Source organism: Spirillospora sp. CA-294931, from assembly GCF_050946795.1.
Taxonomy (GTDB): domain Bacteria; phylum Actinomycetota; class Actinomycetes; order Streptosporangiales; family Streptosporangiaceae; genus Spirillospora.
This window is the reverse complement of the sequence record NZ_CP192006.1, coordinates 1,571,959-1,591,360: the sequence shown is the minus strand read 5'-3', so window position 1 is coordinate 1,591,360 and position 19,402 is coordinate 1,571,959. Positions and strand designations below refer to the sequence as shown.

The 19,402-nt window shown below is 69.7% G+C and carries 17 protein-coding genes; 10 read left to right on the top strand and 7 right to left on the bottom strand.

Translation table 11 applies throughout. The features are described from left to right. Positions 1-249: 249 nt before the first annotated feature. Positions 250-771, bottom strand: coding sequence for a hypothetical protein (locus ACQPY4_RS07470; protein ID WP_433333793.1), 522 nt, complete (start codon positions 769-771; stop codon positions 250-252). Positions 772-887: 116 nt separating this feature from the next. Between ACQPY4_RS07470 and ACQPY4_RS07465 the strand changes: the two genes are divergently transcribed. Next, positions 888-2,411, top strand: a complete 1,524-nt coding sequence (locus ACQPY4_RS07465; protein ID WP_433333791.1) for a DHA2 family efflux MFS transporter permease subunit — start codon at positions 888-890, stop codon at positions 2,409-2,411. Then, positions 2,392-3,009 (top strand): TetR family transcriptional regulator, encoded by a 618-nt coding sequence (locus ACQPY4_RS07460; RefSeq protein ID WP_433333789.1) that lies wholly within the window; start codon positions 2,392-2,394, stop codon positions 3,007-3,009. The genes ACQPY4_RS07465 and ACQPY4_RS07460 overlap by 20 nt, the downstream gene beginning before the upstream one ends. A gap of 489 nt (positions 3,010-3,498) precedes the next feature. On the opposite strand, the gene ACQPY4_RS07455 is transcribed toward ACQPY4_RS07460, so the two are convergent. The 3 genes from ACQPY4_RS07455 to ACQPY4_RS07445 form a co-directional block, all read right to left on the bottom strand. Next, the gene (locus ACQPY4_RS07455) at positions 3,499-4,656 is read right to left on the bottom strand and encodes a C40 family peptidase (protein WP_433333787.1); all 1,158 of its coding nucleotides are present in this window, start codon (positions 4,654-4,656) and stop codon (positions 3,499-3,501) included. Positions 4,657-4,881: 225 nt separating this feature from the next. Continuing rightward, a complete protein-coding gene (locus ACQPY4_RS07450) occupies positions 4,882-6,861 on the bottom strand; it encodes a thioredoxin domain-containing protein (protein WP_433333785.1) in 1,980 nt (659 codons plus the stop codon). A gap of 65 nt (positions 6,862-6,926) precedes the next feature. Beyond that, positions 6,927-7,874: a ribonuclease Z gene (locus ACQPY4_RS07445; protein WP_433333783.1), complete on the bottom strand. Its 948-nt coding sequence runs from the start codon at positions 7,872-7,874 to the stop codon at positions 6,927-6,929. 78 nt (positions 7,875-7,952) lie between these two features. On the opposite strand from ACQPY4_RS07445, the gene ACQPY4_RS07440 reads away from it, so the two are divergent. Then, the gene (locus ACQPY4_RS07440) at positions 7,953-8,429 is read left to right on the top strand and encodes a pyridoxamine 5'-phosphate oxidase family protein (protein WP_433333781.1); all 477 of its coding nucleotides are present in this window, start codon (positions 7,953-7,955) and stop codon (positions 8,427-8,429) included. Here ACQPY4_RS07440 and ACQPY4_RS07435 read toward each other — a convergent pair whose 3' ends face one another. After that, positions 8,430-8,645 carry a hypothetical protein gene (locus ACQPY4_RS07435; RefSeq protein ID WP_433333779.1) on the bottom strand — a complete coding sequence of 72 codons (216 nt, stop codon included), beginning with the start codon at positions 8,643-8,645 and terminating at the stop codon, positions 8,430-8,432. A gap of 35 nt (positions 8,646-8,680) precedes the next feature. Beyond that, entirely contained in the window at positions 8,681-9,541 is an 861-nt protein-coding gene (mca, locus tag ACQPY4_RS07430; protein ID WP_433338844.1) for a mycothiol conjugate amidase Mca, read from the bottom strand. 176 nt (positions 9,542-9,717) lie between these two features. On the opposite strand from mca, the gene ACQPY4_RS07425 reads away from it, so the two are divergent. Next, positions 9,718-10,104 carry a DUF4307 domain-containing protein gene (locus tag ACQPY4_RS07425; RefSeq protein WP_433333777.1) on the top strand — a complete coding sequence of 129 codons (387 nt, stop codon included), beginning with the start codon at positions 9,718-9,720 and terminating at the stop codon, positions 10,102-10,104. A gap of 161 nt (positions 10,105-10,265) precedes the next feature. Further along, positions 10,266-10,766 carry a transcription elongation factor GreA gene (greA, locus tag ACQPY4_RS07420; RefSeq protein ID WP_433333775.1) on the top strand — a complete coding sequence of 167 codons (501 nt, stop codon included), beginning with the start codon at positions 10,266-10,268 and terminating at the stop codon, positions 10,764-10,766. 160 nt (positions 10,767-10,926) lie between these two features. Here greA and ACQPY4_RS07415 read toward each other — a convergent pair whose 3' ends face one another. Further along, entirely contained in the window at positions 10,927-11,406 is a 480-nt protein-coding gene (locus tag ACQPY4_RS07415; RefSeq protein ID WP_433333773.1) for an Lrp/AsnC family transcriptional regulator, read from the bottom strand. Between the two features lie 170 nt (positions 11,407-11,576). Here ACQPY4_RS07415 and hppD point away from each other — a divergent pair, with 170 nt between their 5' ends. The 5 genes from hppD (at position 11,577) to ACQPY4_RS07390 (ending at position 19,310) form a co-directional block, all read left to right on the top strand. Further along, positions 11,577-12,668, top strand: coding sequence for a 4-hydroxyphenylpyruvate dioxygenase (hppD, locus tag ACQPY4_RS07410; protein WP_433333771.1), 1,092 nt, complete (start codon positions 11,577-11,579; stop codon positions 12,666-12,668). Positions 12,669-12,847: 179 nt separating this feature from the next. After that, entirely contained in the window at positions 12,848-13,627 is a 780-nt protein-coding gene (locus ACQPY4_RS07405) for an RDD family protein (protein WP_433333769.1), read from the top strand. Between the two features lie 59 nt (positions 13,628-13,686). Beyond that, the gene (locus ACQPY4_RS07400) at positions 13,687-15,270 is read left to right on the top strand and encodes a M1 family metallopeptidase (protein ID WP_433333767.1); all 1,584 of its coding nucleotides are present in this window, start codon (positions 13,687-13,689) and stop codon (positions 15,268-15,270) included. Between the two features lie 1,377 nt (positions 15,271-16,647). Then, positions 16,648-17,919, top strand: a complete 1,272-nt coding sequence (locus ACQPY4_RS07395; RefSeq protein WP_433333765.1) for a M1 family metallopeptidase — start codon at positions 16,648-16,650, stop codon at positions 17,917-17,919. After that, a complete protein-coding gene (locus tag ACQPY4_RS07390) occupies positions 17,913-19,310 on the top strand; it encodes a M1 family metallopeptidase (RefSeq protein ID WP_433333763.1) in 1,398 nt (465 codons plus the stop codon). The genes ACQPY4_RS07395 and ACQPY4_RS07390 overlap by 7 nt, the downstream gene beginning before the upstream one ends. The last annotated feature ends 92 nt before the right edge of the window (positions 19,311-19,402 follow it).

Sequence of the window (19,402 nt, the reverse complement as noted above, 5' to 3'; positions counted from 1 at the left end):
GTCTAGCTCCGGCGCAAGGAGCGCGCGCGATACGGGGAAGCGTCTGAGCAGGGTCAGGCCGACCCAGAACGCGCACCGGCGCGCCTGGGACGGGGCGGGCGACTCGAATCAGCGCGGGGCGACGTACGGTTCGCGCGTGCGCAGGTGTGAAGCACAGGCAGGACGCGCAGGCGCGGCATGGCTCGGGGAGCAGGCGGCTAGGTCAGCGGGGGGACCGTGCGTGTTGTGGGGGTAGGCGGGTGAGTGGGATCAGGGGTTGGGGCCGGCGGCTCGGGCTCGTTCTACGTATTCGAGGGCGTTGCGGAGTTCGCCCAGCCACTCGTCGGTGTTCTTGCCCACCAGGCGGACGCACCAGGCCAGGGCGTCGCTGCGGCTGCGGGCGACGCCGGCGTCGACGAGGGTGTCCAGGACGCGGCGTTCGGACTGGCGCAGCCGGGTCATCACGGGGACCGAGAGGGTCGTGAACATCTCGCGTTCGTCGCCGCAGGCGGCGCCCCAGGAGACCTTGTGGCCGAAGCGGTGCTCGGCCTCGCGGGCGATGGCGATGCGCTGGTCGCGGGTCTCCTCGCGGAAGCGCTGGATCTGGCCCGCGAGCACGGCGGCACGCTCGGTGTCGGAGACGTCCTCGGCCAGGGTCGGCTCGGGCAGGCGGCCGACGACGCTGACCTCCTCGCGATCGAGGACGACCTCGGGCGGGCCTTCGAACCAGCCCTCCGGGAGGCGGCCGGTGAACCAGCCGCGGAGCTTCTCCGCCGATTCGCTCGTATTCATGTAATCAAAATTACTCGGTAGCCGGGACAGCGTCGAGAGGGCGGGCAAACTTGACAGTGGCTCTCATTTGATGGCTACTCTTATTTGAGAGTCACAAGCATTTGAGAGGAGTCCTCATGGGTGAGGCTTACCCGCGGCGATGGTGGGGACTGGGAGCGCTGGGCTTGGCGCTGCTGGCTCTCGGGTTCGATCTGACGATCCTGAACGTGGCGCTGGCGACGCTCTCGGAGGAGCTGGACGCGGGCACGCGCGAACTCCAATGGATCGTGGACGCGTACGTCCTGGTGTTCGCGGCGCTGCTGCTCCCGGCCGGACTGTTGGGCGACCGGTTCGGGCGCAAGCGGCTGCTGCTGGTGGGGCTGGCGCTCTTCGGGGCGGCCTCGCTGGGCGGCGCGATGGCGGACGGGGCGTCCGGCGTGATCATCGCCCGGCTGTTCATGGGAGTCGGGGCCGCGATCGTGATGCCGCTGTCGATGTCGATCCTGCCGTCGATCTTCCCGCCGGAGGAGCGGACGCGCGCCGTGGCGGTGTGGTCGGCGTCGATGGCGCTGGGACTCCCGCTGGGGCCGCTGCTGGGCGGATGGCTGCTGGAGCACTTCTGGTGGGGCTCGATCTTCCTGATCAACGTGCCCATGGTGGTGATCGGCGGGATCGCGGTCGCGGTCCTGCTGCCCGAGTCGCGCGATCCGTCGGCCCCCGGGGTGGACTGGCTCGGGGCCGTCCTGTCGATGGGCGGGCTCACCGCGCTGGTCTACGGCGTGATCGAGGCGCCCGTGGCCGGGTGGACGGACATCACCGTCCTCGGGGCGCTGGCGGGCGGCGTCCTGCTGCTGGCCAACTTCGTGATCTGGGAGATGCGGGCCGAGCAGCCGCTGACCGACGTGCGCCTTTTCCGGGACGCGACCTTCTCGTGGGCCGTCGTCGCGGGGACGCTCGGAACGCTGGTCATGGCGGGCGTGCTGTTCGTCCTGCCGCAGTACCTCCAGGTCGTGCAGGGGAACGGGGTCTTCGCGACGGGCGTCCGGCTGATCCCGATGCTGCTGGGCTTCATGGCGGGCGGGATCGCCACCGATCGTCTGGCCGGACGGCTCGGCAACAAGGCGATCACCGTCGCGGGCCTGTTCGCCATGGCGTTGGGCCTTGGCGTGGGCGCCCTGACCAGCGTGGACGACGGGTACGGCTTCGCCGCCGTGTGGCTGACCGTCCTGGGCGTCGGCATCGGCCTGACGATCATCCCCGCCATGGACAGCGTCATCGCGCGGCTTCCCGCGGACCAGGCGGGACGAGGTTCGGCCCTGGTCCAGACGCTGCGGCAGACGGGCGGCGCCCTGGGAATCGCGGGGCTGGGCAGCCTGCTGTCGGCCGTCTACCGCGACGCCATGCCCGCGGACGCGGCGGACGCGGCCCGCGACTCGGTCGGCGGTGCGGCCGCCCTGGCCGAACGCGTGGGCGACGGCGCGCTGCTGGCGTCGGCCCGCGACGCGTACGTCCAGGGGATGGACGCCGCGCTCGGCGTGTGCGCCGTTGCCGCTCTGGCCGTGGCGATCCTGGTGTGGACGTTCCAGCCCGCGCCCGGACCGTCGACTGCGTCCCGGCCCACCGATGCCCCAGAATCGGACCATGAGCACGCCGCTTACTGAAGATCCGCTCGACCGGCTGCCGTTGCGGGAGCGCAAGAAGCTCAAGACCCGGAGGGCGATCCAGGACCACGCCCTCCGGCTCTTCGGCGAACTGGGCTACGACGCCACCACGGTCGAGCAGATCGCGGCGGCCGCGGAGATCTCGCCGAGCACGTTCTTCCGCTACTTCCCCACCAAGGAAGACGTCGTGATCACCGACGAGTACGACCCGATCATGGCGGCGGTGTTCCGCGAGCAGCCGCCCGAGATACCGGTCTTCGACGCGCTGCGGACAATGTTCCGCGAGGTCCTCACCCAGATGTACGACCACGACAAGCAGGCCATCGTCGTCCGGACCAAGATCATGGCCAGCGAACCCACGGTGCGGGCCCGGATGTTCGACTCGATGCGCCACGGCACGCTCGCGGTCATCAACGAGATCGTCGCCGAGCGAACGGGCCGCGACCCGGACGACCGCCTCGTCCACGCGACCGGCTGGGCCGTCCTTGGCGTCCTCCAGGCGGCGATGTACGCCTGGCTCGACAGCGAAACGACCCTCAACCTGCCGGACCTGGTCGACGAGAACCTCGCCTTCCTCGCCGCCGGCTGCCCCCTCTAACCCACCACCACGACACCGAACGCCACCACGCCAAGTCACCGGTGTTTGGGCGCGGCGGTGCGTCCACTGGCTGCGGCGCGGGGCGTCCGTAGTGAACGGTGAGGCGTCCGTGGCGAACGGTGGAGCGTCCGTGGCGAACGGTGGAGCGCCCGTCGCGAACGGTGGAGCGCCCGTAGCAGACGGAGGGGCTCCCGTGGCGACCGGTGGAGCGCCCGTCGCGGACGGAGGAGCGTCCCTCGCGGACGGAGGAGCGTCCCTCGCGCGGACGGAGGAGCGTCCCTCGTGAACGGAGGAGCGTCCCTCGCGAACGGAGGAGCGCCCGTCGCGAACGGAGGAGCGCCCGTCGCGAACGGAGGAGCGCCCGTCGCGAACGGAGGAGCGTCCCTCGCGAACGGAGGAGCGCCCCTCGCGGAAGGAGGAGCGTCCGTGGTGAACGTGGGGCGTCCGTGGTGGACGGTGGGGCGGTGGGCAGCGGCGGGGTGGCTTGGGTTAGCCTGCCAGGCCGTTGGCTCGGCGGGGGTTGACTCGGACGGCGCCCTTGAGGGTGCCGGTGTAGACGTTCTGGACCTGGACGACGGTGCCGCGACGGGGGGCGGCGAGCATCTTGCCGTTGCCCAGGTAGAGGGTGATGTGGGAGATGTACCCGGGGGCCGTCGGGTCGTTGGCGAAGATGAGCATGTCGCCGGGCTGGGCCTTGGCGTAGGGGACGACCCAGCCCACGCGGGCCTGGTCGGCGGCGACGCGGGGAAGGCGGATTCCGGCGCGGGCGAAGGCGTACTGCATGAGGCCGGAGCAGTCGTAGCCGCCCTCGGCCTCGGACTCGCCGCCCCAGACGTAGGGCCAGCCGAGCCGGGTGTGGGCGGCGCGGATCACCGTCCGGACCTGCTGGCTGGTCATGACCTGGCCGTTGGCGGTGGGCAGCTGCTGGTCGCCCGCGGTGGGGACGTCGATCTCGGGGTTGACCTCGACGGCCTTGACGCCCTTGGGCAGGACCTTGCGCAGGCTCTTGATGAACTTGGCCGGGTCGCCCTTGGGCAGGCTCACCAGCATGGCGTTGGCCGTCGGCATGCCCAGGGTCTGGGCGGTGGCGCGGGAGATGACCGCGTCGACGTCGCTGATGCCCATCGTGGCGTAGGCGCCGACGCGGACGCTGCTCTTGCGCTCTTTGCCGTCGACGGGCACCTGGCTGCCGAGCTTGACGTCGCCGTCGTTGCCCATCGTGAAGGAGATGGCGACGTCGCCGGCGGCGATGTTGCGCCACAGGTCGTCGGACTGGGCGGTGGGCTTGGGCGTGTAATTGCGGAAGGTGGACGGTTCGACGCCCAGCAGGCCGACGCGCTTGCCCGCGACCATTGCCTGGACGGCGTCGACGATCTCCACGCCGCGCACGTCCTTGAGCTTGCGGATCTTGGCCGACAGGGCGGGCGGGAGCGTGGCGGACCCGGCGATCATCACGTGCGGGGTCAGGCGCTTGCCCTGCGGGGCCACGGCCGTCGGGGAGACGCGGGTGCTTCCGGACGCGGCCACGAAGCGGGCCTGGGCGGCCTGCTGTGGCGAGGTCACGGGGGCGGCGCCGCCCTGGTCTCGGGCCACCAGGACCGCGACGTTGGCCGCCAGTGTGGTCGCCACCGAAACGCCGATGATCATCGGTAGAACCCGGCGGTCCGGCCTGCGCACGGCAACACTCCCTCTAGCTCACCTTGGACGGGCAGGGTGCTCACATTCCGCCAGGTAGTCCTTACCCGGCGTCATGTCGGTCACGCGGGACGCGATGACCGAAACACGCCTGCCCCATCACTGCTACTCATTGGTAACACCTAAGTATGAACGAGATCAAGGTCACGTTCCCATAAATCGGACCATTGGTCTACTTCATCCCCGCAGCTCACCGATGAGTTCAGCGGGGGTTGTCACAGGCAGACGACAGGCGAAATCGCGGCAGACATAGGCCGCTGGCGAGCCCTTCACCGGCACCCGGCCCTCCAGCAGCGGCACCGACGTCTCACCCGGGGCCGCGACGCTCACCACGGCGCCGGGCGACACCGCCATGAGCGCGGCGCGATGCAGCGTCAGGGTGCGCTCGTCCGACCGGTCGCCCACGATCGCGATCTCCAGTGGCCCCGCGACGAGCGCCTCGGCCACCGCCAGCCCCCATCCGGCGAACCTGGCGTGCTTGGCCGCCAGGACCCTGGCCGGGGCCAGGGCGCTCTCGGCGGCCTGGCGATGCCGCTTCGACCCCGTCAGCCCGGAATAGGTCAGCAGGGCGCCCGCGGCGGCGAACCGCCCGGACGGCGTGGCGTTGTCGGTGGGGTCCTGAGGGCGCCGGAACAGCCGCTCGGCGTCGTCGGCGGTGTCGTAGAAGCCGCCCTCACCGTCGCCGAAGTGGTCGAGCACGGCGTCGAGCAGCTCCCCCGCCCGGTGGACGTGCGACGGGTCGCCCGTCACCGCGTGCAGAGCCAGCAGGCCCTCGGCGACGTCGGCGTAGTCTTCGAGCACGCCCGCGTTGCGGCCCGCGACCCCGGCGCGGGAGGTGCGCAGGAGCCGCCCGTCACGCAGATGCAGCCCGACGATCAGCCGGGCGACCTCCTCGGCCGACACGATCAGGTCGGGCCGCTCGAACATCGCGCCGCACTCGGCCAGCGCGGCGATCGCCAGCCCGTTCCAGGCGGCCACCACCTTGTCGTCGCGGGCCGGGGGGACGCGGGTGTCGCGCGCCTCAAGCAGGGACTGGCGGAGCTTGGCGTACCGTTCCGCGCTGCCGGGGTCGTGCGGCAGTTGGAGGACGGACGCGCCCTCCTCGAACGTCCCCGTCACGTCGAACAGCCCGATGGCGTACTCGCCGTCCTCGTCGCCGAGCACCTCGCGCAGTTGCTCGGGCGTCCATACGTAGAACCGGCCCTCGACACCCTCGCTGTCGGCGTCGAGCGCCGAGGCCAGCCCGCCCTCGGAGGTGCGCAGGTCGCGCAGCATCCAGTCGCAGGTCTCCAGCGCGACCCGGCGGGCGAAGGTGCTGCCGGTGAGCCGCCACCAGTGCGCGTACACCCGGGCCAGGAGCGCGTTGTCGTAGAGCATCTTCTCGAAGTGCGGGACGACCCACGAGTCGTCGACCGAGTAGCGCGCGAACCCGCCGCCGAGCTGGTCGTAGATGCCGCCCCTGGCCATCGCCTCCAGCGTGTGCGCGGCCATGGCCAGGGCCTCGGAGTCTTGGGTGCGGGCGTGATGCCTGAGCAGGAACTCCAGCGCCATGGATGGCGGGAACTTGGGCGCGCCCCCGAACCCCCCGCGCGCCACGTCGTAGGACCCGGCCAGAGCCCGGACGGCCTGCGTCAGCTCGTCCGGCCCGGGTGGGTCGCCCACACCCGGGATCGCGGGCTCCTTCGGGGTCAGGGCGGCGACGACCTGCTGCCCCTGCTCGACGAGGTCGTCGCGCTGCTCGCCCCACGCCTTGTGGACGGCCTCCAGCAGCGCCTGGAAGCGCGGCCGGGGGAAGTAGGTACCGCAGTAGAAGGGATGCCCTTCGGGCGTCATGAACACGGTCATCGGCCACCCGCCCTGGCCGGTGAGGGCCTGGGTGGCCTCCATGTAGACGGCGTCGACGTCCGGACGCTCCTCGCGGTCGACCTTGACGTTGACGAACTTGGCGTTCATCGACGCGGCGGTGCCCTCGTCTTCGAAGGACTCGTGGGCCATGACATGGCACCAGTGGCAGGCCGCGTACCCGACGGACAGCAGGATCGGGACCTCGCGCGCCCGCGCCTCCTCGAACGCCTCCGGCCCCCATTCCCACCACTCCACCGGGTTGGTGGCGTGCTGGAGGAGGTACGGGCTGGCGGCATCCCTCAGGCGGTTCATGCCTCCGATCCTGCCCGAAAAGGCAGCCTGATCACCGGCGGCCCCCGGCAACTGTGGATAACTCGCTATCGCCCCTGGTCAGCGCCTCGACGACTCGGCATCGGCACGCGGTCGAAGTCGTGCGCGAGGACGATGTCGCCGTGAAACGCGGCCGCGGCCTCCTCCAGGAAACGCGGCTCGTCCTCCAGCCGGTAGCGCTCGGAGAAGTGCGTCAGCACCAGCCGCCGCACGCCGGCCTCGGCGGCGACCTTCCCCGCTTGCCCGGCGGTGAGGTGCCCGTACTCCTGGGCGTGGGCGGTCTCACTGTCGAGAAAGGTCGACTCGATGACGAGCATGTCGACGCCCTCGGCCAACTCGGTGACGCCGTCGCAAAGGCGGGTGTCCATGACGAACGCGAGTTTCTGTCCCGGGCGCCGCACACTGCACTCGTCCAGGGCGACCGTCGTCCCGTCCGGCAGGGTCACCCGGCCTTCGTCCCGCAGGCGCCGCACCATCGGGCCGTGGACCCCGCGCGCCGCCAACTCCCCCGGCAGCATGGTCAGGCCGTCGGGCTCCTCCAGCCGGTACCCGTATGCCTCGACCGGGTGCGACAGGCGTCGGGCCATCAGCGTGAAGGGCGCGTCCCCGGTGTCGAGCGCCATACGGTCGCCGGACACGGGACGCTCGTCGATCACCTCGGTGTCGCGGAAGGCCGTCGCGTGCCGCAGCCGCTCCCAGTAATCCCGCCCGCTCGCGGGGAACACCGCGTTCACCCGGTGCTGGACGCCGTCGCGCGCGATCCGCTGGACGATGCCGGGCACGCCCAGGCAGTGGTCGCCATGGAAGTGCGTCACGCAGATCCACGTCAGGTCGCTGGCCGTGACCCCCGCGAGCGCCATCTGGCGCTGGGTGCCCTCCCCGGGGTCGAACAGCAGGCCGTGGCCGTCCCAGCGCAGGAAATATCCGTTGTGGTTACGGGACTTGGTCGGCACCGCGCTGGCGGAGCCGAGGACGACGAGATCGCGCACGGACATCCCCCCATGGTGCAGGGAGGACGGGAAGTAAGCACCCGGTTATCCTGTCCGCGTCGTCCGTCCGAGCGAGGGAGATCCGTGGGCAGCAGCAAGCGGGACAAGATCAAGATGACCCCGGACGAGGTCGCCGCCTACCTCGCCGCCGGCTTCAAGGTGCAGGTCGCGACCGTCGGCAGGGAAGGCGAACCGCATCTGGTCACGATGTTCTACGCGCTGCTCGACGGCAAGATCGCCTTCTCCACCTACCGCGCGTCGCAGAAGGTGCTCAACCTCCGCCGCGACCCGACGATGACCTGCCTGGTGGAGGACGGCGTCGAATACGGGGAACTGCGCGGCGTCGCCCTCTACGGGCGCGGCCGCGTCACCGACGACCCCGACGTGCGGCTTGCGGTCGGGGCCGTCGTCGGCTCGCGCATGGCCGGGCTGCCCGTCCCGGAAATGGGCGCGCCGATCGACCCCGAATTCGCGGCGGCGCTGGAGCCGTCGCTGGCCAAGCGGGTCATCGTCGTGATGGAACCCGAACGGGTGGTCAGCTGGGACCACCGAAAGGTGTGATCAGGCGTCGTCTTCGGGAGCCGCGGCCTTGGCCTTCGGTTCCGCGTCTTCCCGCGCGGCCTTCGCCGCCTGGCGCCGTTCCCACTCCTGCTGCTTGATGTCGGCCTCGCGCGGCGCCTGGATCTTGCGCATCTGCTTGTTCATCGAGCGGATGAGGAAGATCGTCGCGACCACGAGGGCGAGGAAGACGCCGAACCCGAGGAAACCCGGGCTCACCGTGTCGTCGTTAAGCGGAATGGCTAGGGGCAACACTAAAAAGACACCTTCTCCCGAATACCGGCGAACAGGTCGTCCTCCGGCAGCTCGGTGTCGACCAGGGACCTGGCCAAATGGTAGTCCTCCGTCGGCCACGCCTCGCGCTGGATGTCCAGCGGGCACACGAACCAGACCCCGTTGGGGTCGATCTGGGTGGCGTGGGCAAGCAGCGCCTTGTCTCGCGTCTCGAAGTACTCGCCGCAGGTCACCTTGGTCGTGATGTCCCACAGGTTCTCGAACGACTCGTCCTCGAAGCGCGTGAGCCAATCGGCGTAGGGCGACTCAAGACCGGCCTGCTCCATGGCGGAGTGCAGCGCGGTGAGCCGCTCCTTGGTGAAAGTCATGTGGTAGTAGAGCTTGAGGGGCTGCCAGGGCTCACCCGTACCCGGGTAGCGCTCCGGGTCGCCGGCCGCCTCGAACGCCTCAACAGAGACCTCGTGGCACTTCACGTGGTCCGGGTGGGGGTAGCCGCCCTTCTCGTCATAGGTCAGCATCACGTGCGGACGGAACTCGCGCACGGCCCGCACCAGAGGCTCGGACGCGACGTCCAGCGGCTCAAGAGCGAAGCAGCCTTCGGGGAGCGGAGGCAGCGGGTCACCCTCGGGAAAGCCGGAGTCGACGAAGCCAAGCCAGCTCTGCCGGACGCCGAGGATCTCTCGCGCGCGCGCCATCTCCTGCTCGCGGACCTCACCGATATGGGCCTTGATCTCGGGACGATCCATGGCCGGGTTGAGGATGTCGCCTCGCTCGCCCCCGGTGCAGGTCACCACCAGCACCTCGACACCCTCGGCGGCGTAGCGGGCCATCGTGGCCGCGCCCTTGCTCGACTCGTCGTCCGGATGCGCGTGGACGGCCATCAACCGCAGCGGCTCAGCCGAGCCCCCGGGGGCGGGCCGGACAAGATCGATCGGGTCGGTCACCTGGGGTTCTCCCTCTAGGAGGACTGGTACGGCGGCCCCCGGTACGGAGCACGCCCCAAGACAGAAGAGAATTGTCCCTGACAACGTCCAGACCCCGCACGGAGATTCCCGCCATGACCACGACCGTCAAAGCAGAACCCGCTTCTACGGCGCGTCGGGGCGGCCGGGCGGCCTACGTCGTCATCGGTCTCGTGGTGGCCGCCGCCGCGGGCGGATGGGCGGTGATCATGGCCAATGCGGGCCAGACGCCCGGCATCTCCGCGCAGACCATCACCTACACGGTGATGAGCGACTCCGCGGTACAGATCCAATACTCGGTGGCCAAGGCCAAGGGCGACACAGTGCGCTGCACCGTGGACGCCTTCGACACGCGATTCAACGTGGTGGCGGAGACGCAAATCACCGTCCCCCCGGGGACCAAGAAACTCACGCGCACCGACACATTGCGGACGTCCAAGCGCGCCAACGGTGCCCGAGTGACCGAATGCCGCAAGACCTGACCGCTCCAGGCCCGTTGGCCGGTTGCGTGCGGCCACTTCAGGGAACCTTTACCCGCACACACCGGATAGGCTAGAGGTTTCACCCGGCCGCACTTCATGTCGATGTGGCGCTCTCCCGCCCAGGGCGAGCGAGGATCGCAACATGTGGATGAGGAGTACCCGTGACCGATACCCGCGCTGACAACGTCACCTGGCTCACCCAGGAGGCGTATGACCGGCTCAAGGCTGAGCTGGACCACCTGTCGGGCCGCGGCCGCATCGAGATCGCTGAGAAGATCGAGGCGGCGCGGGAGGAGGGCGACCTGCGCGAGAACGGCGGTTACCACGCGGCCAAGGAAGAGCAGGGCAAGATCGAGGGTCGCATCCTCCAGCTCCAGGGAATCCTCGAAAACGCCCGCGTCGGTGAGGCCCCGCGCAAGGAAGGCGTCGTCGGCCCCGGCATGACGGTCACGGTCGCCTTCGAGGGGGACGACGAGGAGGTCACCTTCCTCCTGGCCTCCCGTGAGGAGAGCGGAGCCCCCATAGACGTCTACTCCCCCAAGTCCCCACTGGGCGCGGCCATCAACGGCAAGAAGGTCGGCGAGAAGGCCACCTACTCGCTCCCCAACGGCCGAGGCATGAGCGTCGAGATCCTCGACGCCACCCCCTACGCGGGCTCCTGAGCCCCAACGGCCTCCCCCGCCCCGCGGCCCGAGCACCCACGGGAGTCTGAGCCACCCAAAGCGGCCCCACGGCCCGCCCTCCCCACCCGGGAAGGCGGGCCGTCCGCTTCCCCCAGCCGCGCACACAAACACGACACCCCTGTGGGCCGTTGGGGTGGGGTTAGCGCGGTGGGTTGGGGCGGGCGGCGGCTTTGACCAAGGGGAGGGTTCGGTGGGGGATTTGGGTGGCTAGGGAGATGATGGAGGATGCGCGTTCCACTCCCTGGACGTCGACGATCATGTCGATGACGCGCTGGAGGTCCTGGTTGCTGCGGCCGACGATGCGGCAGAACATGTCGGCGGCGCCGGTGATGGTGTGGGCCTCGATGACTTCGGGGATGGCGGCGAGGCGCTCGACGACCGGGTCGTGGCCGCCGGCCTGCCGGATCTGGAGCGTCACGAACGCGGTGACGGTGTAGCCGAGGGCCGCGGGGTCAATGTCCGGGCCGAAGCCGCGGATGACGCCCTGGCGGGCCAGCCGGTCGAGGCGGGCCTGGACGGTTCCGCGGGCGACGCCGAGCCGCCGGGACGCCTCCAGCACCCCGACGCGCGGCTCGTCCGCGAACAGTTGGATCAGCCGGCCGTCGAGCTCGTCGATCACTGCCGCCCCCTTCGTCACGGGGACCCCGGAGAGGCCCTCGTATCACTCTGTTCCCAAGGGATGGTCAAACCGCACAGGACGACTGGCCGTCCGGGCTGTGAACTGGACAGGTTGCCCAGTGTTTTAAGCCACTCTTGCGCACTATGCGGTTGATTGTCGAGATTGAGCGTATGGATGAATTTCCGGTCAAGGGCATGGACGCGGTCGTCTTCGCCGTCGGTAACGCCAAGCAGGCGGCGCACTACTACTCCACCGCTTTCGGGATGCGCAGGGTGGCCTATCGGGGGCCGGAGAACGGCAGCCCGGACGAGGCGGTGCACGTTCTTGAGTCGGGTTCGGCGCGGTTCGTCTTCCGCGGGCCGGTGAAGGCGGGCACCGACCTCGGCCGCCACATCGCCGAGCACGGGGACGGCGTGGTCGACCTGGCGATCGAGGTCCCGGACGCCGAGGTGGCGCACAAGCTGGCCCTCGCCCGCGGCGCCACGAGCGTCGAGGAGCCGCGCGTCCTGGAGGACGAGCACGGCAAGGTCGTGACGTCCGCCATCGCCACCTATGGCGAGACCCGCCACACCTTTGTCGACCGCTCCAACTACAACGGCCCCTACCTGCCGGGATTCGTCGCGGCCGAGCCGATGCTGGCCCCGCCGGAGAAGCGTTTCTTCCAGGCGATCGACCACTGTGTGGGCAACGTCGAGCGCATGGACGAGTGGGCCGGGTTCTACCACCGCGTCATGGGCTTCACCGACATGGCCGAGTTCGTCGGAGACGACATCGCCACCGAGTACTCGGCGCTGATGTCCAAGGTCGTGGCGGACGGCACCCGCAAGGTGAAGTTCCCGCTGAACGAGCCGGCCGAGAGCCGTAAGAAGTCCCAGATCGAGGAGTACCTGGAGTTCTACGGCGGCCCCGGCGTCCAGCACATCGCGCTGGCGACCAACGACATCCTGTCGTCGGTCGACCGGATGCGCGCCGCCGGTCTGGAGTTCCTGGAGAGCCCTGACTCCTACTACGAGGACCCCGAACTGCGCGCCCGCATCGGTGAGGTCCGCGTCCCGATCGAGGAGCTGCAGAAGCGCCGCATCCTGGTCGACCGCGACGAGGACGGCTACCTGCTGCAGATCTTCACCAAGCCGGTGCAGGACCGTCCGACCGTGTTCTTCGAGCTGATCGAGCGTCACGGCTCGCTGGGCTTCGGCAAGGGCAACTTCAAGGCCCTGTTCGAGGCGATCGAGCGCGAGCAGGCGCTGCGCGGCAACCTCTGAGACCCCGCCCCGGTGCCGTCGTACGGAGTTCCTGCCCCCGTGCGACACCCTGCCGCCCCGATGGCCGTCAACGACGCCGGCCATCGGGGCGGCAGCGGTTCGGCACCGATTTGGTAAAGAAACGGTTCACCCGAGCGTCGTGAGGGTTAAAGGGCCCGTTCTAGACCCAATTTGCAGGCATGACCAATCCGCCGCAAGACCCTCCCCCCGGGGAGCAGCCGAAAGACCAGCCGTGGCAGAACCCCGGCGGTGGACAGCAGCCACCGCCCTATGGTGGCGCCTACGGCAGCGAACAACAGCCTTACGGGGGCCAGCCGCAGCAGCCTTACGGCGCCCAGCAACAGCCGTACGGAGAACAGCAGCCCTACGGCCAGCAGCAGCCGTACGGTCAGCAGCCATACGGGCAACCTCCGCAGCAACAGCCATATGGGCAAGAGGCCTACGGCCAGCAGCAGCCTTATGGCGGGCTACCCGGCTACTCGGGTCCTCAGGGTGCCTACATCGACCCATCGCGGGGCCTGGCCAGCCGGTGGGCGCGGCTCGGCGCGATCATCCTGGACAGCATCCTGGTCGGCATCGTCGCCAACGCGATCGCGTTCCCGTTCATCGACTGGGACAACACGTCCCCGTTCGGGAACCCCGTGGCCAGCCTGTTCCAGACCGTCCTCGGGTTCGCCTACTTCTGGTTCATGCACTACAAGTGGGGGCAGACGCTCGGTAAGAAGGTGCTCGGCATTCGGGTCGTCCGCGAGGACGACGGCGGCGCCATCAGCCTGGGAACGGCGGCGTGGCGCTACGGCGTCCAGATCCTGCTGGCGATCCCGTGCGGCATCGGCAGCCTCCTGGACGCGCTGTGGATCCTGTGGGACCAGCGCAAGCAGACCCTCCACGACAAGATCGCGCACACGGTCGTCGTGAAGGTCGAGCCCGGGATGCCCGACCCCTACGCGGGCCGCTGATATCCACAGGGCGGCGCATCGAGTTGCCCAGCCCGCCGCGCACCGGCAGGCTGGGCAACGTGCACAAGGCCGCGAAATCACCCAAACACCGCCCGGGCGCCCGCCGCTCCGTCCTCAGCCGGAGCACCGCGGGCCTGACCGCGCTCGCGGCGGCCGGGGCGCTGGCGGCCTGCCAGATCGATCTCCGGAACGACGGCGGTCGCGAAGACGCCCCGCCCACCTCGCCCCAGGGCGCCGGCGGCGCGGGCAGCGTGGGCGACCCGTATGTGCCGGGCAACGGCAACTCGGGCTACGACGTCCAGCACTACAAGCTGAAGCTGGCCATCACCCCGCGCGGCGCCCGGGAACTGGACGGCGTCGCCGAGATCACTGCCAAGGCCACCGACCGGCTGAGCCGCTTCAACCTCGACCTCAGCGGGCTGGACGTCGCCGAGGTGAAGGTCGACGGCGCCGCCGCCCAGCAGGCCCGCGAGGGCTCGGAGCTGATCGTCTCCCCGTCCAAGCCGCTGGAGAAGGGCGCCAGGTTCACGGTGTCCGTCCGCTATTCGGGGACGCCCAAGACCATCAACGACCCGATCCTGGGCGAGTACGGCTGGGTGCGCACCTCCGACGGGGTGTTCGTGGCCTGCCAGCCCAGCGGCGCGCACACCTGGTTCCCCAGCAACGACCACCCGAGTGACAAGGCCACGTTCGACTTCGAGGTCACGGTGCCGCAGGGCCTCACCGCGATCGCCAACGGTGAGCCGACCACCCCGGTGACCGGCTCGGGCGGCGTCCAGCCCGAACTGCCCGGCGAAGACCCCCAGGAGGGCCCGGACGAAGACCCGGGCGGCTCCCCCGATGTCGTCCCGGCCCGCGACGTCACGCGCTCCAACGCCCGCGTGACCACGACCTGGCAGGTCAAGGACCCGATGGCCACCTATCTGGCCACGGTGACGGTCGGGCGCTTCGCCGTCCGGACGGGCAAGACCCAGAGCGGCGTCCCGGTGATCTCGGCCGTCGACCCGTCGGTGCCCACCGTGAACATCGACGCCTTCCACGCCAAGAACATCCAGGTCACCGACGAGCTGACCAAGATGTTCGGCCCCTACCCGTTCGGCTCGACGGGCGGCCTGGTCGACAACGCGGCGGTCGACTTCGCGCTGGAGACCCAGACCCGTCCCGTCTACACCTCGCTGGGCTCCGACGAGACGATCATCGCGCACGAGCTCGCGCACCAGTGGTACGGCGACAGCGTCAGCGTTGGCCGCTGGAAGGACATCTGGCTGAACGAGGGGTTCGCGACCTACGCCGAGTGGATGTGGGCCGAACGCGCGGGCCGCGGGACGGTCGCGCAGAAGTTCGACTCCCTCTACTCGCAGGAGAGCAACCGCGAACTCTGGGAAGTCCCGACCGGCAACCCGGGCCGCGCCCAGATGTTCGGCCGCTCGGTGTACGACCGAGGCGGCATGACCCTCCACGCCCTGCGCAAGACGGTGGGCGACGCCAAGTTCTTCGAGATCCTCAAAACCTGGGCCAAGGAAAAGCGCCACTCCACCGCCACCACCCCCGAATTCATCGCCACCGCCGAACGCGTCTCGGGCCGTCAACTCGACGCCTTCTTCGACGGCTGGCTCTTCCAACGCGGCCGCCCCAAGCTCTAACCCCACGTCCCGAAGCGCTCACCCCTACGTCCCCGCCCACCCACAACAACCACGGCCCGCCCATACGCCGCCGCCACACCGGACGTCGGTCGCCGCCAAGCCAGGCCTGATGCCCACCGCGTCGCCCCACCAAGTCGTCCAGCCCCCTGGACAGCACGCGGCGTCCACCCTCGGAGAGCAGAACACGACGTCCGTCCTCGCTGAACAAACGCGACGCCCGTCCCACTGGACAGAACGCGACGCCCGCCCCGCTAAGCAGAACACGACGTCCGCCCTCGAAGGACAGAACGCGGCGTCCGCCCCGCTAAGCAGAACGCGACGTCCGTCCTCGCTGAACAAACGCGACGTCCGCCCCGCTGAGCGGAACGCGACGTCCGCCCCGCTGAACAGAACGCGACGTTTGCCCCGCTGAGCCGGAAACGACGTCTGCTCGCGCTCAGCCACACGCGAGAGTCAGCCCGGCGAGCCGTGTGGGCCGTCCACCCCGGCCGGGCCAACCAGTGCGTCCAACCGCACGACCAGGGGCGGCTGGGATCCGTCCCGGACGTGAGGACCGTCCCCGCCAAGCCGTACGCGGCTATCGCCCTCACCCAACCAAACGCGCATTCGCACCCGCTGAACCGAACGCGAACGAGGATCGCAACCGCCGAACCGATCGCAACTCCGTCCACGCCGATCTCAACGTCAGGTCCGGCCCCGAGCCGGACACGGCGTCCGCCTTCACCCAGCCGAACGGAAGTCCGGGCCACTGCCCGGACGCGGCGTCTGCGCCCTACCGGACGCCCGTCGCCGCCGAGCAGGACCCGATGCCCCCTCGCTCGGCCGTGCGCGGGTCGGCCCCGCCGAATCGCGGGTGGTGGCCTTCCTTGTTCGGTCGGGTGGGCGTCGGGTCATATCGGAGCGAGCCGCCTCGCCTTGGTGCACGTGGGGATGTGGTGCTGACCGGGCGGGGCGGGGGCTGGGTTTGCCTCAGTGGGGCGGGGCGTGGCTGGTCGGGGGTTGGCGGCGGGTGTGGGCGGCGGGTGTGGGCGGCGGGTGTGAGGGGCGGGTGTGGGCGGCGGGTGTGGGCGGCGGGTGCGGGCGGCGGGTGCGGGCGGCGGGTGCGGGCGGCGGGTGTGAGGGGCGGTGGGGTGAGAGGTGGGGGGTGGGGTGGTGGGTGAGGGGTGGGGGTCCGTGGGGGGTTAATGGCGGGCATGGGGTCGGTCAAGGGGGTGGGGTGGGGCGGGTGGTGGGGGGTGCCGGGGCAGCAAGGTGGGTGGGGTGAATGGGGTTGGTGGACGGGTGACCGCGGCCGGGACGGTTGTTGCTGTGCTCCTGGCGGCGGGAGGGGGTTCTGCGCTTGCTGGGCCGCGGAGTGCGCGGCCTGGGGCGGCGGGGGTGGGGGATCGGTACTTCAAGGGGGCGGGCAACGGCGGGTATGACGTCTCGCACTATGACGTTGTGCTGGCCTATGCGGGGAAGAGCCGCAGGATCAATGCCAAGGTGACGGTTTCGGCGCGGGCCTCGCATGACCTTTCGCGGTTCAATCTGGACTTTCGCGGGCCCAAGATCGCTGGGGTCACTGTCAACGGGGTGGCGGCGGGGTTCTCGCGTAAGGGGCAGGAGCTCACTGTTACGCCCAAGGTGGCGGTGCGGTCGGGGAAGGGGTTCACGACCGTTGTGCGGTACGCGGGCAAGCCGCGTTCGTTGCGCAATGACTCGTTGGGGACGTATGGCTGGGTGCCTACGCCGGACGGGGCGATCGTGGTGTCCGAGCCCGACGGGACGCCGACCTGGTTGCCGGTCAATGACCATCCGCGGGACAAGGCCACCTATGCCTACAAGATCACGGTGCCCAAGGGGCTGAAGGTTCTGGCCAACGGGCAGCCGGGGCGGACGGTGAAGCACCGGGCCACGACCACGTTCGCGTGGGCCGAGCGGCATCCGATGGCCAGTTATCTGGCGATGATCGCCATCGGGAAGTTCGACGTGAGTTATGGCAAGGCCGGGCGGGTTCCGGTGATCACGGCCGTCGATCCGAAGTTCCGGCGGTCCGCCAGGTCGTTGCAACGCATGACGGTTCAGGCGTTGAACTGGGAGACCACGGTGTTCGGACGGTATCCGTTCGCGACGGCGGGCGGGATCGTGGACGATGCCAAGCTCGACTACGCGCTGGAGACGCAGGAGCGTCCGGTCTATGCCGGGTTCGCGCCGGACGAGGACTTCGTCGTCCATGAGATGGCTCATCAGTGGTTCGGCAACAGGGTGAGCCTGCGGCACTGGCAGGACATCTGGCTGAACGAGGGGTTCGCGACCTACGCCGAGTGGATGTGGGCCGAGCATCGCAAGAAGGACACCGCGAAGAAGATCTTCCAGCGGTTCCTGCGGCAGCCGAAGGATGCGCCGATCTTCGATCCGCCGCCGGGACGGCCCGGGAAGAGCGAGTTGTTCGGGTTCTCTGTCTACATCCGGGGCGCGATGGCCCTGCACGCGATGCGCGAGCGGGTCGGGGACGCCAAGTTCTTCAAGGTCGTCAGGAGCTGGGCCGCGCATGATCGGAGCGTGACCACGGCGGAGTTCGTGGCGCACGCCGAGAAGGTGTCCGGCAAACCGCTCAAGAAGCTGTTCGACGTCTGGCTCTACAAGAAGGGCAAGCCCGCCAAGTGGTGATCAAGCTCCTCGCCCCCGTACTGGCGGCCAGTGTCGCCCCGCTCGCGGCGGCGGCCCCGTCCGCGTTCGCCCCCGGCTCTCCCGGGGTGGGTGACTCGTACTTCCCTGATGCGGGCAATGGCGGTTACGACGTCGCCCACTACGACATCAAGCTGGCCTACTCCCGGGACGAGCCCAGGATTACGGGGACCACCCGGATCTCGGCGACGGCCGCGCAGGACCTCTCGCGGTTCAATCTTGATTTCGCGGGCAACGACGTCGGGCGGGTCACCGTGGACGGTGCGCCCGCCGCGTTCCGCCGCGACGGGCAGGAGCTGGTGATCACGCCGTCTCGGGGGATCGAGCGGGGACGCCGCTTCGTCGCCTCGGTGTCCTACACCGGTTCGCCCAAGCGCAACCGCGATCCGCAGCTCGGGGTGACCGGCTGGATTCCGACGCCGGACGGCGCCACCACGCTGTCGCAGCCGCGCGGTTCGGCGACGTGGTTCCCGTTGAACGACCATCCGTCCGACAAGGCCACCTTCGCGTATGCCATCACGGTGCCGAACGGGCTGGAGGCCATCGCCAACGGGGAGCCCGTCGGGATCTCGGTGAACGAGGACGCCACGACCTACCGGTGGTGGTCGGGGCGGCCGATGGCCGGGTACCTGGCGCTGGTGTCGATCGGGAAGTTCCAGACGCTCGACTCGCGTCCCCGGGGAATCCGGACGATCACCGCCGTGGACCAGTCGGTCACCCCGGACCCGCGCCCGCTGCACCGCACCACCGCCGAGGTCACCGAGTGGGCGTCCCGGCTGTTCGGCCCCTATCCGTTCGAGTCGACCGGCGGGGTGATCGACGATGTGCCGGTCGGGTACGCGCTGGAGACGCAGAACAGGCCCGTGTACCCGGGACGGGCCAGCGACACGCTGGTCGTCCATGAGCTGGCCCACCAGTGGTTCGGCAACAGCGTCAGCGTCGAACGCTGGCAGGACATCTGGCTGAACGAGGGGTTCGCGACCTACGCCGAGTGGTTGTGGCGTGAGCAGCACGGCGGGCCTTCCGCCGAGGACATCTTCCTCAAGGCCTACGCGCGTCCTGCGAACTCTCCCGAATGGAAGCCGCCTACGGGAGCGCCGGGGCGGGGCAACCTCTTCGCCACCTTCCCGGTCTACACGCGCGGGGCGATGACGCTGCATGTGTTGCGCCGCGCGGTGGGCGACGCCGCGTTCTTCCGGACCCTGCAAACGTGGGCCGGGGCGAACGCGCACGGTAACGCCTCGACGGCCGATTTCGTCGCGCATGCCGAGGAGGTCGCGGGCAAGCAGCTCGACGAGCTGTTCCGCCGGTGGCTCTCTACGCCGGGCAAGCCGAGCATCACCCTGGAGGCCAACCGCCCAGACCTGTCCTGAACTGGTCGAAATGAGACCATATCGCGCTTGATCGGGCGTCTACCTGCTGCGATTTTTGGTCCCACTGTTGACATGATTCAAGGACGGGGTCG